This is a genomic window from Bordetella petrii (assembly GCF_017356245.1).
In the GTDB taxonomy this organism is placed as follows: Bacteria; Pseudomonadota; Gammaproteobacteria; order Burkholderiales; family Burkholderiaceae_B; genus Bordetella_A; species Bordetella_A petrii_D.
Genome location: NZ_JAFMZZ010000001.1, coordinates 1991126 through 2005479 on the forward strand (window position 1 = coordinate 1991126; position 14354 = coordinate 2005479).

General features: G+C 65.6%; 11 protein-coding genes. 6 read left to right on the forward strand and 5 right to left on the reverse strand.

The genetic code is table 11. The annotated features are described in order from the left end of the window. Positions 1 to 235 precede the first annotated feature (235 nt). Positions 236 to 1093 (reverse strand): LysR family transcriptional regulator, encoded by an 858-nt coding sequence (locus tag J2P76_RS09725; protein ID WP_207406663.1) that lies wholly within the window; start codon positions 1091 to 1093, stop codon positions 236 to 238. A 94-nt stretch (positions 1094 to 1187) separates the two neighbouring features. On the opposite strand from J2P76_RS09725, the gene J2P76_RS09730 reads away from it, so the two are divergent. From J2P76_RS09730 to J2P76_RS09755, 6 genes are all read left to right on the forward strand, one after another. After that, positions 1188 to 1568 carry a tautomerase family protein gene (locus J2P76_RS09730; protein ID WP_207406665.1) on the forward strand — a complete coding sequence of 127 codons (381 nt, stop codon included), beginning with the start codon at positions 1188 to 1190 and terminating at the stop codon, positions 1566 to 1568. An 84-nt stretch (positions 1569 to 1652) separates the two neighbouring features. Next, positions 1653 to 2054, forward strand: a complete 402-nt coding sequence (locus tag J2P76_RS09735) for a DUF6157 family protein (RefSeq protein ID WP_207406668.1) — start codon at positions 1653 to 1655, stop codon at positions 2052 to 2054. 206 nt (positions 2055 to 2260) lie between these two features. After that, positions 2261 to 2770, forward strand: coding sequence for a sigma-70 family RNA polymerase sigma factor (locus tag J2P76_RS09740; protein WP_207406670.1), 510 nt, complete (start codon positions 2261 to 2263; stop codon positions 2768 to 2770). An 11-nt stretch (positions 2771 to 2781) separates the two neighbouring features. Further along, positions 2782 to 3852, forward strand: a complete 1071-nt coding sequence (locus J2P76_RS09745) for a FecR domain-containing protein (RefSeq protein WP_278253104.1) — start codon at positions 2782 to 2784, stop codon at positions 3850 to 3852. A 288-nt stretch (positions 3853 to 4140) separates the two neighbouring features. Further along, positions 4141 to 6495 (forward strand): TonB-dependent receptor, encoded by a 2355-nt coding sequence (locus J2P76_RS09750; protein ID WP_207406672.1) that lies wholly within the window; start codon positions 4141 to 4143, stop codon positions 6493 to 6495. A gap of 361 nt (positions 6496 to 6856) precedes the next feature. Then, on the forward strand, positions 6857 to 9262 hold the full coding sequence (locus J2P76_RS09755; RefSeq protein ID WP_207406674.1) for a glucose/quinate/shikimate family membrane-bound PQQ-dependent dehydrogenase: 2406 nt from the start codon (positions 6857 to 6859) through the stop codon (positions 9260 to 9262). A 48-nt stretch (positions 9263 to 9310) separates the two neighbouring features. Here J2P76_RS09755 and J2P76_RS09760 read toward each other — a convergent pair whose 3' ends face one another. The 4 genes from J2P76_RS09760 to J2P76_RS09775 form a co-directional block, all read right to left on the reverse strand. Further along, complete coding sequence (locus tag J2P76_RS09760) at positions 9311 to 11443, reverse strand: TonB-dependent receptor (RefSeq protein WP_207406676.1); 2133 nt, start codon at positions 11441 to 11443, stop codon at positions 9311 to 9313. Between the two features lie 30 nt (positions 11444 to 11473). Continuing rightward, positions 11474 to 12829, reverse strand: a complete 1356-nt coding sequence (locus J2P76_RS09765) for a PQQ-dependent sugar dehydrogenase (protein WP_207406678.1) — start codon at positions 12827 to 12829, stop codon at positions 11474 to 11476. Next, positions 12826 to 13254, reverse strand: coding sequence for a DUF2231 domain-containing protein (locus J2P76_RS09770; protein ID WP_207406680.1), 429 nt, complete (start codon positions 13252 to 13254; stop codon positions 12826 to 12828). The genes J2P76_RS09765 and J2P76_RS09770 overlap by 4 nt, the downstream gene beginning before the upstream one ends. A gap of 72 nt (positions 13255 to 13326) precedes the next feature. Beyond that, complete coding sequence (locus J2P76_RS09775; protein WP_242697334.1) at positions 13327 to 14322, reverse strand: pyridoxamine 5'-phosphate oxidase family protein; 996 nt, start codon at positions 14320 to 14322, stop codon at positions 13327 to 13329. Positions 14323 to 14354 lie beyond the last annotated feature (32 nt).

Below are 14354 nucleotides of genomic sequence, written 5' to 3' on the forward strand. Positions count from 1 at the left end.
ACGTAACAGGCGAATGCAGCAAGAAAGATATGGAAAAGCCAACTAAACGGCCATCAGGCGCCGACGGTAGACCCGAGCTGCTTGCCGCACTGCCGATTTGGTCTTGCGATGGTGTGGAATTCCGCGCATGGCGTGAATACGAGCTTTCCGACGATTTTGGGGAACAGCTCCAGCCACCAGAATCCTGAAGTCCCCGCCACGGCGGGGATTTTTCATGCCTGGCTCAGGCGCAATACTATTCTCGCACCACGCTCCTGAATGCTGCCGCCAGAGCATCCAGCGCATCGCGTGACCGGCCCGCGCGGGTTCGGGTATGCAGCAGTACCGGCAAACGTGGCAGCTCGGGAAGCCTGAGCCTGCGGCCTACATCTTCTGCGCCGAACGGCAGCATGCGCGGCGCCAGCGCGGCCACGCCCAGGCCTGCCATGACCGCGGCAGCGACAGCCGCTACACCGCCGCCGACGAATACCTCTGTCCACGGCACGCCTGCCGAGTCCAGCGCCTGTTCAGCCATCGCACGCACGCCGCAAGGCTCGGCCATCGTGGCCAATGGCAGCGGCTCGTCCGTGCGGTGCTGCCAGCCCGGTGCGGCGAACCAGCAGAAAGGTTCGTCTGTCAGTAATTCTCCATCGTTCCGGCCCGTATCCAGGCGCACGATGGCGGCATCCAGCTCGCGCCGATCAAAGCGCTGCAACAGATCCCCCGACGAGGCAATGCGGATTTCGATCAGCAATTGAGGATCTTGCGCGTTCATGCGAGCGATCAACGCAGGCAGTTCCGGCCCCGCCACGTGATCACTGATGCCCAGCGCCAGACGCTGCCTTTCCCCGCCGCACAAGCTCAGTGCGCGATCGTGCACTTCCAGTAAGCCTCGTGCCTGTTCCAGGAAGACCACGCCATGTGCAGAAAGCTGGACGTGCCGGGGGGTGCGCTCGATGAGCCGCGCGCCTAGCCGCTTTTCCAGCCGCTTGAGCTTCAGGCTGACAGCGGACTGCGTGGTGCGCATGCTATCGGCCGCGTGCGTGAAGCTGCCGAATTCAGCGATGCGCACAAAGGCCCGGACGGCATCGATGTCGAGAGGGCGATCATCCATTTCAAACGGTTATCCCTGTTATCTTCATTGATATCTTGTTGAAATGAATGATAGACCATAAGGTTCTATCGACATTCACACGACAGGAATCGTTATGCCATTTGTCCATATTTCCCTGCGCGCCGGAAAGCCTCCCGCCTATCGGCAGGCAATTTGCGACGGCGTTTATGAAGCGATGCGCGAAACGTTCAACGTACCGGAGGACGACCAGTTCATGACCGTCTCTGGACACGAGGCTGCCGACTTTCGCTACGGCGCGTCATACCTGAACGTGGCGCGCAGTGACGACCTGGTGTTCATTCAAATCACCGCAAACGCCACTCGCAGCGTGGAACAGAAGAAAGCGTTGTACCAGTGCATCGCACAGCGGCTCGGCGAAAGCCCCGGCGTGCGCGCCGAAGACGTGTTCGTGAACATTGTCGAGGTTGCTCCGGAAAATTGGTCTATAGGCCATGGGTTGGCCCAGTACGCGTAAAGCAAGATATGATCGGCCATGGCCGGCACAGCCCGGCCGGCCATGCTTTCTGGCCGAAGAACGCTTAACGGAGCATGAAATCAGATGACGACGAATTTCGTTGACACCTTCATCACCGCCTCTCCTGACAGCACGGCCACCACGGGCCAGGCACCGAAGAAGGCCGGCTCCATCGCACAGATCCAGCACCAGCTCTTGTCCGAACGGCCTTACCACTTCACCAGCGACGATCTGCTGTTCGAGGTTTACGCCATTCGCAACGGGATTGCCCCGGAAGATCGCGCTCAGGCGCGCGACATATTCTTCGCCAAACCCCAGGCTTGCCTGCGCACCTCGCCACTGGTCAAGCAATACGGCTGGGGCATCCACCACGACGCCGGCGCGAAAGTCGCCGCCTACGGCGTCGACACCGATGCGTACCGTGAGTTCAGTACCCGCAAGAGCCTGAAAATCGTGGCCGGTGTGCGCAGCCATCGGGCCAAATAAAGAGAAAGTCCCGGCGCCGCGCATGCAACAAGGGTACGCCGAAGGGGCGATCCGGCACCGCCGACGAAGTCGCGCAGGCGGTGCTATGGCTGGCTTCCCCCGACGCCTCTTATGTGCAAGTTGCCAAAACGACCCAATTCAATCAATAATTGATATTGGTTCTCATTACAATCCCGGCGCCGCGGCGGCTGCCGGAAGTCCGATCCATGTCCGAGCAGGCAGCGTCTGCCAATATCGAAAGCCTCTATTGCGACCACCACGGCTGGTTGCAGGCATGGCTGCGCCGCCGCCTGGGCAACTCGTCCGATGCGGCTGACCTGGCGCACGATACTTTCTTGCGCATATTGGGCCGTGGCCTGCGCGAACAGATATGGGAGCCGCGCGCGTATCTGGCCACCATTGCCAATGGCCTAGTGATCAGCCACTGGCGCCGCCGCGAGCTGGAACGCGCCTGGCTCGAAACCCTGGCCGCCCAGCCGGACGCGGCCAGCCCATCACCGGAAGAGCGGGCGTTGATCCTGGAAACGCTCGAACAGATCGCCTGCATGCTGGAAGGCCTGCCCGCGCGCAGCCGCGAGATTTTCCTGCTGTCGCAGATTGAAGGGCTGACGTATCCGCAGATATCCGCACAACTGAAAGTCAGCGTGAACGTGGTGCAAAAGGCCATGACGCGTGCCGTCGGGCATTGCTTCCGGATACTCGCGGCAAACAGCTAGCGGAGAAAGCCATGGTATATCCGCTACCGCCTCGGGTAGAGGCAGACGGCGTCGGAAATTCGGACTCGCCGGTTGCCGGGCGCCTCGGGCCGATACCGGACCAAGTCGCGCAACAGGCCATCGCCTGGTATGTGCGGCTGGCATCGGGCATGCAGACTGCCCGGGAACAGGAGACCTTCAGCCGCTGGCTTGCGTCGCATGACGAGCATGCCCGCGCCTGGCAGCAACTTCAGGTCATGGAAGGCCGGCTGCGCGACGGCGCCACGCGCCTGCCACCGGCCGTTGCGCGCACCGCCCTGGAACGCGCGGCGATGGCAGGCGGCCGCCGCCGTGCGCTCAAGACCTTCATGTGGCTGGGCGTGGGAAGCGCCACCCTGTATCTGGCCCAGGACCAGCTTCCTTGGCGCGCTTCGCTGACGGGCGCATTGGCCGATGTGCGCACCGCCACGGGCGAACAGCGCAGGGTGGTGCTTGAAGACGGCACGCAGATAATGTTGAACACCGCGAGCGCCATCGACGTGCGCTTCACTGCGCGGGAACGCCGTATCGTCCTGCGCGCTGGCGAGATCATGCTGGCCAGCGGCCGCGACCGCGCGGGCCGGCCTATGATGGTAACCACGGCGGAAGGCACGCTGACACCGGTGGGCACGCGGTTCTCTGTGCGGCACGAGGCAACTGGCGAAAGCGGATCCTGGACCCGCGTGGCGGTGACCGAAGGCGCCGTCGAAGCGCGGCTGCTGGACGAGGCCGCCGCGCCTGTCCTGGTGCGGGCCGGAGAACAGCTGCGCTTTACCCGGCAGGCCATCACTGCCCCCACGTCGCTAGACGAAGGCAGCCAGGCCTGGACAGAAGGCGTCTTCACCTCGGCGGGCATGCGGCTGGATGACTTCCTGACAGAATTGGGCCGCTATCGCCCCGGTGTGCTGGGCTGGGGGCCGGAGGTGGCCAGCCTGCGCATCACCGGCGCCTGGCCTTTACGCGGCGCAGACGCCACGGACCGCATTCTCGACTCGCTGGCGCGGCGGCTGCCCGTGAAGGTAAGCCGCTTTACCCGCTACTGGGCGCGAGTCGGCGCGCGCTGAGCCTGGCGCGCCGCAGCGCTGTAGATTTGCGGATTCCAGTTTTTTTTACAAATTCCCCGGCAGTTTTTCCGATTTCGTGCGGCCTACAGGGAAAGCACGAAGAACGATCCACGCGGATCCAGGGTGCTTCGATTCAACCATGACAAGCATCGGCATAGGAAACTGCATATGGCTGCTCTTCCCACTCCCCCCCGCCCGCCCCGGCCTTCCGTGCACAAGCGCCGCGCACCAGCGCCGTGCCGCGGACCGGCAACGCTGGCGCGCGCGCTGCTTTGGGCGGCGACGGGCTTGGCGCTGACGGTGCCCGTGTCGTTTGTGCGGGCCCAGGAGACCGCCGCGTCCGAGACGCGCCATCGCTTCAGTATTCCGCAAGGCCCGCTGGACCAGGCCTTGGGCAGCTTCGGACGCCAGTCGGGCGCGATTATCTCAGTCAACGCGGCCATGACGGCGGGACTGCGCAGCCCAGGGCTGGCAGGCAGCTATACCGCGCAGCAGGCGCTGGAACGCCTGCTGGCAGGCACCGGCCTGGAAGCCATCAAGGAAAGCAACGGCGAATTCACACTGCGCAAGCAGGCGCCGCAGGCAGGCGTGGCTGCCCTGCCCGCCATCACCGTGGTCGGCAGCGGCAACCTGTCGAACGCGTTGCCAGTAGCCTACGCCGGTGGCCAGACCGCGCGCGGCGGCCGCGCCGGCATGCTGGGCAACCAGGACATCATGGAACTGCCGTTCAGCCTGACCAGCTACACCGAGAGTTTTCTACGCCACCAGAACGCCATCACGATAGCGGATGCGCTGGCGTATGACCCGTCGGTGGCGGTCAGCCAGACTGGCGGCATGGTCGATTCTTACTCCATACGCGGCTTTCCCATCGCAGAAGGCAACGTCGGCGAAGTCGCTTTCAATGGCGTGTATGGCGTCGCGCCCAACTACCGGGCGTTCACGCCCTACATTGAACGCGTCGAAGTCCTGAAGGGCGCGACCGGCCTGTTGTATGGCATGTCGCCCGACGGCGGCGTGGGCGGGGTCATCAACGTGGTGCCCAAGCGCGCGCAAGACCAGCCGATTACCCGCCTGACCGCCAATTACGGGCAGCGCTCGGTGGGCGGGGCGCAGGTGGATATCGGCCGCCGCTTCGGCGAACAGCAGCAATGGGGCGTGCGAATCAACGGCAGCCATGAGCAGGGCGATACGGAAGTGGACCATCAGCACCGCAAGATTTCCGTCGGCGCGCTGGGACTCGACTATCGCGGCGAAAAACTTTCCGCCAGCCTGGACTTGGTGCTGCAGGACGAAGACTGGAATGCGCCGTCGCGCGTCTATTCCGTGGCCAGCGGCGTGAGCGTGCCAGACGCGCCGGATGGCAGCACCAACCCGGCCCAGACCTGGGGATGGTCCAAGCTGGAAGACCGGTCGGCCTTGCTGGATGTGCAGTATCAGGTCAATGACCGGCTGACGCTGTTCGGCAACGCGGGACGCGGCTATTCCAGGGTAGACCGTCTGTTTGACCAGCAGATGGTCTTTGTGGACGATGCGGGGGATTTCACCAGCACGCCGCGCTACGGCATTTTCAAGGTGAAGCGCGACACGGCATCGGCCGGCGCCCGGCTGGGCTTTGATACCGGGCCATTGCGGCATGACGCCACCCTGCAGGCCACGGTGCTGGAAGTCACCAACTACCAGAACAGCACCGATGGCACTCCGCTGGCGTCGAACCTGTACGACCCCGTGCGCTATCCGGCCCAGGATGTGCCCAAGCCCGACAGCCTGCCGCGCGTGGCGCGCTCGCGGCTGAATAGCCTGGCGCTGTCGGACACGCTATCGATACTGGAAGAGCGCGTACAAGTAATTGCCGGCGCGCGGTATCAGCAGATCGACTCGGACAACTGGGACCGCGTCAGCGGCGCGCTTACCAGCCAGTACCGCGACCATGCCTGGACGCCGGCGGTGGGGGTGATTTTCCGGCCAACCGCTTCCACCATGGTGTACGGCAGCTATATAGAAGGGCTGTCACGGGGCGATGTCGCGCCCCAGACGGCCAGCAATGCCGGCGAGATGATGGCGCCCTACAAGTCCAGGCAGTATGAACTGGGGTTCAAGGCGGATTTCGATACCGTACTGGCCACGCTCAGCCTGTTCCAGATCACCAAGCCCAGCGGCTATCTCGACAACGGCGTGTTCGGCGTCAATGGCAAACAACGCAACCGCGGCGTGGAACTGAGCCTGCAGGGCGAGCCCGCGAGGGGCGTGCGCCTGCTGGGGGGCATCACCTGGCTGGACGCCGAACTCACCCAGACGGCCGATCCCGCTCTGCGGGGCAACCAGCCCATCGGCGTGCCGCGCTGGCATGCCACGCTGGGGGCCGAGTGGGATCTGCCCTGGGTGCCTGGCCTGACGCTCACTTCCGGCGTGCTTCACTCCGCCAAGCAGTACGTAAACCAGCAAAACAGCGCGTATCTGCCCGCCTGGACGCGCGTCGACGTCGGGGCCCGGTATGCTACGGCCATCCAGGGCAAGGAAGTGACTTTCCAGCTCAACCTGCGCAACGCCTTCAACCAGGAATACTGGTCCGGCGTATCGCAGTGGGGCGCCTTCGCGCTGGGTTCGCCGCGCACGGTTACCCTGTCGGCAAGCGTGGCGTTCTGATTGCCAGCCTGCTCCAGCTTCGCTCGCGCCGCGTTATGCCTCTTCATCCGGCCGCCGGCGGCATTGCCATCTTGTCGGTGAATACCCGGCGGACTCGGCCACGGCTTCGGTTGCCTGCCGGGCCCGGGCCCGGGCCTGCCATTTGCTGACTTCACTGGCTGCGCAAACCGTCTGTACAACGACTTCTATCTTCAGGCTGCCATGTAAGCACCCTGCCCCACGCGGTCGCCCGCGACCGACTCCCCGTTCCGCGAAGAACCGTTTAAAGTGGACAGGGAAGACGCCTGGCCGATGCGCCAGCACCCATTTGTGCGGCTGCGCATTCATACTTGTTGATGAGCTCTCGTAAAGGATCACTGCCATGCATAGCAACGGCCCATACAGGAGTACGCCCCAGATTATCGGCTGGGTGATTTTGCTGCTCGTTGCCCTCTATTCCCTGATAGGCGGCATCTGGCTGGCGGCGCTGGGGGGCTCTTGGTATTACGTGGTGCTGGGCGTCGTGCTGCTGGCCAGCCTGGGGTTTCTGTGGCGGCGCAGCGAGACGGGGCTGTGGCTGTACGCGCTGGTGCTGGCCGCCACGCTGGTGTGGGGGATATGGGAAGCCGGCGCCGATTTCTGGGCGCTGGCGCCGCGCTATGGCCTGCTTTTCCTGCTTGGCCTGTGGCTATTGCTGCCGCCGGCCACACGCGGCTTTGCCGCGCCGCGCCCCACCAAGATCGCCATCGGCGCCGCCATGCTGGCCATGCTGGCGGTGCTGGGCTACGGCATATTCAACGATCCGCAGGAAATCAACGGCACGCTCGCCCGCGCACAGCCTGCCCAGGCGCAACCCGTGCCGGGCGTGGCCGCCGAAGACTGGCCGTCTTACGGGCGCACCGAGGGCGGGGTGCGCTATTCGCCGCTGGCGCAGATCAACGACCAGAACGTGAACACTCTGCAGGTGGCCTGGACCTATCGCACGGGAGATTTTCGTACCGACAACGATTCCGGCGAGACCACCAACGAGGTCACGCCCATCAAGATCGGCGACAAGCTGTTCCTGTGCACGCCGCACCAGTTTCTTGACGCGCTGGACGCCGCCACCGGCAAACGCCTGTGGCGCTACGACCCGAAGCTGAAGGCGGACAAGACCTTCCAGCACCTGACCTGCCGCGGGGTGTCTTACCACGACGCCGGCAATACCGAGCGGTTTCCGGCCAGCCTGGCCAAGGCCGGCAGCAACGCGCCGCCTGAGTGCCCGCGCAAGTTGCTGCTGCCCGCCAACGATGGCCGCCTGATCGCGGTGAACGCCGACAACGGCCAGAAATGCACCGATTTCGGCGACGACGGCGAAATCGACCTGCAGAAAAGCATGCCGCATGCCTACCCCGGTGGCTACAACCCGACCTCGCCGCCGGTGGTCACCGCGACCACCATCGTCATCGGCGGCTCGGTGACGGACAACTTCTCCAACAAAGAACCTTCTGGCGTGATTCGCGGCTACGACGTGTACACCGGAGCGCTGAAATGGGTGTTCGACACCGGCGCACAAAACCCGAACGCCATGCCGGGCGAATCCACGCCGTTTGTGCACAATTCACCCAATGCCTGGGCGCCGCTTGCCTACGACGCGCAGACCGATGTCGTCTACGTCCCCACCGGCGTGGGCACGCCCGACATCTGGGGGGGCGACCGCGGCCCGCTGAAAGAGCGTTACGCCAATGCCATCCTGGCGCTGGACGCCAGCACCGGCCGCCTGATCTGGCATTTCCAGACCACGCACCACGACCTGTGGGACATGGACGTGCCGGCGCAGCCCTCGCTGATGGACGTCAAGCTGGCGGACGGCCAGACCGTGCCGGCGATCTATGTGCTGACCAAGACCGGCAATGTATTCGTGCTTGACCGCCGCAACGGCCAGCCCATCGTGCCTGTAGAAGAACGGGCGGTGCCGCAAAGCGTGGCGCGCGGGCCGCAGACCCAGGGCGAGCATTATTCGCCCACGCAGCCGTTCTCGGCGCTGAATCTGGCGCCGCAGGAAAAGCTGACCGACAAGGATATGTGGGGCGCCACGATGCTGGACCAGCTGATGTGCCGCATCATATTCAAGCGCCTGAATTACGACGGCATCTACACCCCGCCTTCCGAGAACGGTACGCTGGTGTTCCCCGGCAACCTGGGCGTGTTCGAATGGGGCGGCATGTCGGTAAACCAGGACCGCCAGGTGGCGCTGATGAACCCGATCGGCCTGCCCTTTGTTTCCAAGCTTATCCCCGAAGACGCGAACCGCCCGGTTCGCGAAAAAGGCGCGGGCACGGAAAGCGGCGTGCAGCCGATGTACGGCGTGCCTTATGGCGTGGAGCTGAATCCTTTTCTTTCGCCGCTGGGCCTGCCGTGCAAGGCGCCCGCGTGGGGGTATGTCGCCGGCGTGGACCTGCAGACCCACCAGGTGGTGTGGAAGAAGCGTATTGGCACCATTCGCGACAGCCTGCCGCAGCTATTCCAGCTGCCGCCGCTGAAGATCGGCGTGCCGGGCCTGGGCGGCCCCATCTCGACGGCCGGCAATCTGATGTTCGTGGCGGCCACGCAGGACAACTACTTGCGCGCGTTCGACGTCGACAACGGCGAGCTGCTGTGGGAAGGCCGCCTGCCCGCCGGGGGCCAGGCCACGCCGATGACCTATGCGGTCAATGGCAAGCAGTATGTGGTCATCATGGCCGGCGGACATGGCTCGTTCGGCACGCAGATGGGGGATTATCTGGTGGCCTATGCCTTGCCGGATTGAAGCGCGGATGGCGCCCCGTTTTTTGTGCGCCCCGGGGCCGGGGCCGGCCTAGAACGCGTACGACGCGGTCAGCCCGGCGCTCCAGTTTCGGCCGGCGGCGGGCTCGAAGTAGCGGTCGTTGCCTTCGTTGACGATGACGGACCCGACGTACTCGCGATTGAACAGGTTGTCGACGCGGGCATAGGCGTCCCAGGTCCAGGCTTGGCGCCGCCACCGGTATCCGGCCGACACCGCGGCCACAAAATAGCTGGCGGCGGCATCGCTGTTGGCGTCGTTCACATATACCTTGTCCAGATAGCGCCCTTCCAGGCCGGCCCGCCACCCTTGTTCGGGCGCCCATGCCAGGGCGCCGTACAGCATCTGGCGCGCGACGCCGGGAATGCGGTTGCCGGCGCGGATATCCGAGCCGGCGATGTCGTCGCGATAGCGGGCGTTTATCCACGTATAGGCCAGGTCCGCCCGCCAGTTCGACGCCAGGCGGCCGCTCCAGCCCGCCTCGATGCCGTCGCGGCGGGTGCGGCCGGCATTGCGATAAGAGGTGCGGCCGTTGGCGCTGCCCGCCGCCACGATTTCGTTGCGGGTGTCGGTGTGGAACACGGCCACGGAAAACAGGCCGTCGCCCCATTCGGACTTGAATCCCAGTTCGTAATTGTTGCTGACGGCAGGCTGCAGGCCCAGGTTCAGCCCGGCCCTGCCGTCGGGCCGATACGAGACCTCGTTGGTGGTGGGTGTTTCGAAGCCCTGGCCATACGACGCATAGATGGCGCTCGACGGGCTGGGCGCGTAGCTTAGCGAGGCGACGGGCAAGGCCCTGCGATAGCGCGCGGATCCGCTGTCGTCGTCGTTGCCGGCCGCGATGTAGTGGTCGTCGGAATCGAAGTCGACGGTGCTGTAGCGCAGCCCGGCATCCAGCGTCCAGCGGGGCGCGAAACGCCACGATGCCTGTACGTAAGGGTCGATGTTATAGACCCGGTTGGTTTCGTCGCGGCGCAGTTGCCCCTTGACGCCGAGTTCGGTGGGGGCGTAGACCGGGCCGGCGTAGTTCTCGTAGCCCTTGCGGTCTTCGCGCAGGCTGTCGTAAGCCAGCCCGCCCACCAGCGTAAGGGGCCGGCCGGCCAATTTCATGCGGGAAGTCCAGCGCAGGTCGACGCCGCCGTACTCGCGTTTCAGGCCGATGACGCCGCCGGCCTGCCCGGGGTTCAGCTGGACCACGGGCGGGATCGACAGATACTGCGTCATGTCGCGCTGCCCGTAGTACACCATGGCCCGCAGTTCATTGTCGGCGTCGATCTGCCGTTCGTACAGCAGGCCGCCCTGGGTCTGGCGCACCGTCTTGCGGGTGTTGTACTGGCTGGCCTGCGGCGTGGCCTGGCGCGGGTCCTGCTCGTACTGCTGGCGCGTCAGGCCCAGCGGATCCTGGGCGTTCAGATCCACGCTGTTGACCACCACGGTAAGGCGGCTGTCGTCGTCGAGCTGCAGCCCCAGCTTGGCATTGCCCAGGTTCTTGCGCGCGGCGCTGTGGTCGCGGTAGCCGCGGGTGGTGAAGCGGTTGGCGCTCAGCACGTAGTCCATGGCATCGCCAGCGCCGCTGGCCTTGATGCCATAGTGATAGGTGTCGTAGCTGCCCGCCGAGAACCCCGCCTGCAGGCGGGGCGGGCTTGCGCCGTCTTCGGTGAATACCTGCACGACACCGCCCGACGAATTGCCATACAGCGCCGAAAAAGGGCCGCGCAAAACCTCTATGCGGTCCGCCGAGGCCAGGTCGATGTTCGAGGTCTGCCCCTGGCCGTCGGGCATGGTGGCGGGAATGCCGTCTACATACAGGCGCACGCCGCGCACGCCGAATGTCGAGCGCGCGCCGAAGCCGCGCACCGATACCTGCAGATCCTGCGCATAGTTCTGGCGATTCTGGATTTGCAGGCCGGGCACGCCGCCCAGGCTTTCGGACAAATTTATGCCGGGCGTATCGAAGCGCAGGCGATCGCCATCGACCACATTGACGGACGCCGGCGTATCCAGCACCGAGGCGCTGTAGTGGATGCTGGTGGTGACGACCACCGGCTCCAGCGTGGGGGTATCGGGGGATGGCTGGGCGCGGACGGCGTTGCCCGCCAGGGGCGCAAGCGCGCCGCAAAAGACGAGCACGGCCCGGGACGAACGCGGCGGGAAGGAACCATTCATCAAGAAACCAGCGGCCCGGCTGTGAACGGACTATTCGTTCTGCGCAGGCCGGGAGGATTCGGCGGGCCGCGCTGGCGCGGCCGGTTGAGACGATTGTGCGGGCTGCTTCGGTATTATGCGCCAGATCGTGTTTGAAAGATCGTCAGCCACGATGAGCGCGCCGCGCGGGTCTACCGTTACCCCCACCGGGCGGCCGCGGGTCGTGCCGTCACTATCGCGGAACCCGGCAACGAAGTCCACGGGCGGCCCCGCCGGCCGGCCGTCGCTGAATGGCACGAACACCACCTTGTAGCCGGCGGGGTCGCTGCGGTTCCAGCTGCCGTGTTCGCCGACGAAAACGCCGTTGGCGTAGCGGCCCCCCATGGCATCGGCAGAAAAATCGACGCCCAGCGCCGCGACGTGCGACCCCAGGGCGTAGTCGGGCTTGATCGCCGCGGCGACCTTTTGCGGATCTTGCGGCCGGACGCGGTCGTCCACATTTTGCCCCCAATAGCTGTACGGCCAGCCATAGAAGGCGCCCTGGCGGACGGCAGTCAGGTAGTCGGGAACCAGGTTCGAACCGAGCTCATCGCGTTCGTTCACGACCGCCCACAATTGGCCGGTATCGGGCTGGATGGTCAGCGCGGTGGGATTGCGCAGCCCGGTGGCGTATGCCTTGTGTTCGCCGGTGGCGGCATTGACCCGCCAGATGCGGGCACGGTCGGCCTCGGCCGTCATGCCGCGTTCGGTGATGTTGCTGTTGGAACCGATGCCCACGTACAGATATTGTCCGTCCGCGCTGGCGGCCAGGGCCTTGGTCCAGTGGTGGTTGATTTCCGACGGCAACGGCGTGACGGTTTCGGGCGGGCCGCTGGCCTTGGTCTGCCCGGGCTGGTAGTCGAACCGCACCAGGGCATCCTGGTTGGCGACATAAAGATCGTTGCCTACCAGTGCCAGGCCGTACGGCGCGTTGAGGCCTTCGGCGAAAGTCGTGCTTTCGTAGGTACCGTCGCCTTCGGCGTCGCGCAGCAGGGTCAGGCGGTTGCCGCCCTTTACCGGGCTGGTGCCCCTGGCCTTGATCATGCCGGCGATCACGTCTTTCGGCTTGAGTTTGGCGGCGCTGCCGCCCCGCCCCTCGGCCACCAGGATGTCGCCATTGGGCAATACCAGCGTCTGGCGCGGGATTTTAAGGCCGGTGGCGATGGCGGTAATCGTATAGCCGTCGGGCACCGTCGGCATTCTGTCGCCCCATGGAGCGGGTTTCGCGATCACCATGTCGGGCAGCAGCCCGCGTTCGGGCTTGGGCAGTTCGGGCGCGGGCCCGGTCTGTGCCGGGCCGGCCTGGCCGCTGCATACGCCCATTACCGCGGACAGCGGGACGGCGGCAAGCAAGCTGCGGTATTTCATACGGCGCCTCTGATGTGCGGGGGGCGAAAACCCAGCCATGCGGCCACGCAGGCCAGCACTACCGTGATGACCGACAGGATCAGGCCGGTCGGCATGCTGGCCCACGCGTCGCGGGCATGTATCAGCGCATTCAAAAAGCCCACGATCCAGGCCGCCAGTAATATCACGGCATAGGGAACGATGCCCCGCGCGCGCTGGCGAGGCCGGAACAGGCCGATGACGGCGAACACCAGCGCAATGGCGCCAAACAACAGGCCGCCGACCAGCAGCCAGGAGGCGAAATTATTCCACTGGATGTCAAAAGACTTCGCATAAGCGGCGTCGGCAAGCGCAACGCAGAGAAACAGGGCAAGGGCTCCGCCCAGAAACACGGCATGCAGGGGGTGCACGGTCAAGGTGTACCGGGGTTGGACAATCTGGGTCACGGGATCGCCTCCTTGATCGACGGCTGGGCCACGATATTCGGGCAGCGATGCAGCAAATCACGTGCCCGCCCCTTAATACATATTCCGCTTGTAGTCCTGCTGCAGGCCCTTGCGCATCAACCCCGGAATCGACACCATGCCGCGCGCGATGGCCGCGCCCAGGCCGCGGGTCTTGTTCAGCCTGACGTGCGCGGCGAAGATGGCGGCCGGGTCGATATCGGCCGGCGGCGGGACCGCTGCCCAGGGGCGGGCCCGCGCCAGCGCGGCGCTGTCGCGCAGGTCGATGGCCGGCGAGACCAGGCTGGTGACCAGTTTGGGCGTCTTGTCCTGCACCGTGAATGACTGGCGCAGTCCAGGGTCGGCGCTGATCTGCGCGGCGCCCTGCAGCTCCGCCACGCGGGCGCAGCCGGGCACGATCAGCAAGGCCGCCGCCTGCGGCCGCTGCAGCAGGTTGCGCAGGCTGTCGGTGCGGCGGTTGCCGGGCCGGTCGGCATAGCGGATGCCGCCGTCGTAACACTGCGCCAGTCGGCCCGCGGGGTCGCCCTTGGGGCTCAGGTCGGTGTGCAGCGCGGCATCGGCGGTGGCCAGGGCCATGAAGCGGCTGGCCGCCACGAAGGCGGCGGCGTCGTCCGGCGGCGCGGCGTCGTCGGGCCGCCAGAAATCCGAGCGCAACAAGGCCTTGGCGCAGTGCGCATAGCATTCCTGCACGTCGATCACGATGTCGGGGCCTGCCGCGTTCGCCACCACGCCATTGATGCGCAGGGTCTCGCCCAGGCCGGGAATCAGGAACAGCAGGCCGGCGCCCCGCCCGGCCTGCGCCTGCCGCGGGTCGTCCAGCGCCGCGCGCGGCACGCGCAGCTGGCCGGGCCTGGCGGCTGCCGCGAAACCTGGCGCGCCGCCGGCCACGGTTACCTCGACCCGTACGGCATCGCTGAAGCCGGCAAACGCCAGCGGCGACGCGGCCAGCCAGCGCTGGGCGTGCGGGTCCAGGTGGTCGATGACCTTCAGGTTGACCGCGTCGGGGCGCGTGCCTATGCGGGCTTCCAGGGCCTGGACCGTATCGATCATGCTGTCCATCCACGCCTCCAGGGTCGGTGAAC

What these genes read in the sequence shown, in the direction of transcription:
- J2P76_RS09725 (WP_207406663.1), bottom strand. Translation starts at nt 1,093, where the DNA reads ATGGATGATCGCCCTCTCGACATCGATGCCGTCCGGGCCTTTGTGCGC.
- J2P76_RS09730 (WP_207406665.1), top strand. Translation starts at nt 1,188, where the DNA reads ATGCCATTTGTCCATATTTCCCTGCGCGCCGGAAAGCCTCCCGCCTAT.
- J2P76_RS09735 (WP_207406668.1), top strand. Translation starts at nt 1,653, where the DNA reads ATGACGACGAATTTCGTTGACACCTTCATCACCGCCTCTCCTGACAGC.
- J2P76_RS09740 (WP_207406670.1), top strand. Translation starts at nt 2,261, where the DNA reads ATGTCCGAGCAGGCAGCGTCTGCCAATATCGAAAGCCTCTATTGCGAC.
- J2P76_RS09745 (WP_278253104.1), top strand. Translation starts at nt 2,782, where the DNA reads ATGGTATATCCGCTACCGCCTCGGGTAGAGGCAGACGGCGTCGGAAAT.
- J2P76_RS09755 (WP_207406674.1), top strand. Translation starts at nt 6,857, where the DNA reads ATGCATAGCAACGGCCCATACAGGAGTACGCCCCAGATTATCGGCTGG.
- J2P76_RS09760 (WP_207406676.1), bottom strand. Translation starts at nt 11,443, where the DNA reads ATGAATGGTTCCTTCCCGCCGCGTTCGTCCCGGGCCGTGCTCGTCTTT.
- J2P76_RS09765 (WP_207406678.1), bottom strand. Translation starts at nt 12,829, where the DNA reads ATGAAATACCGCAGCTTGCTTGCCGCCGTCCCGCTGTCCGCGGTAATG.
- J2P76_RS09775 (WP_242697334.1), bottom strand. Translation starts at nt 14,322, where the DNA reads ATGATCGATACGGTCCAGGCCCTGGAAGCCCGCATAGGCACGCGCCCC.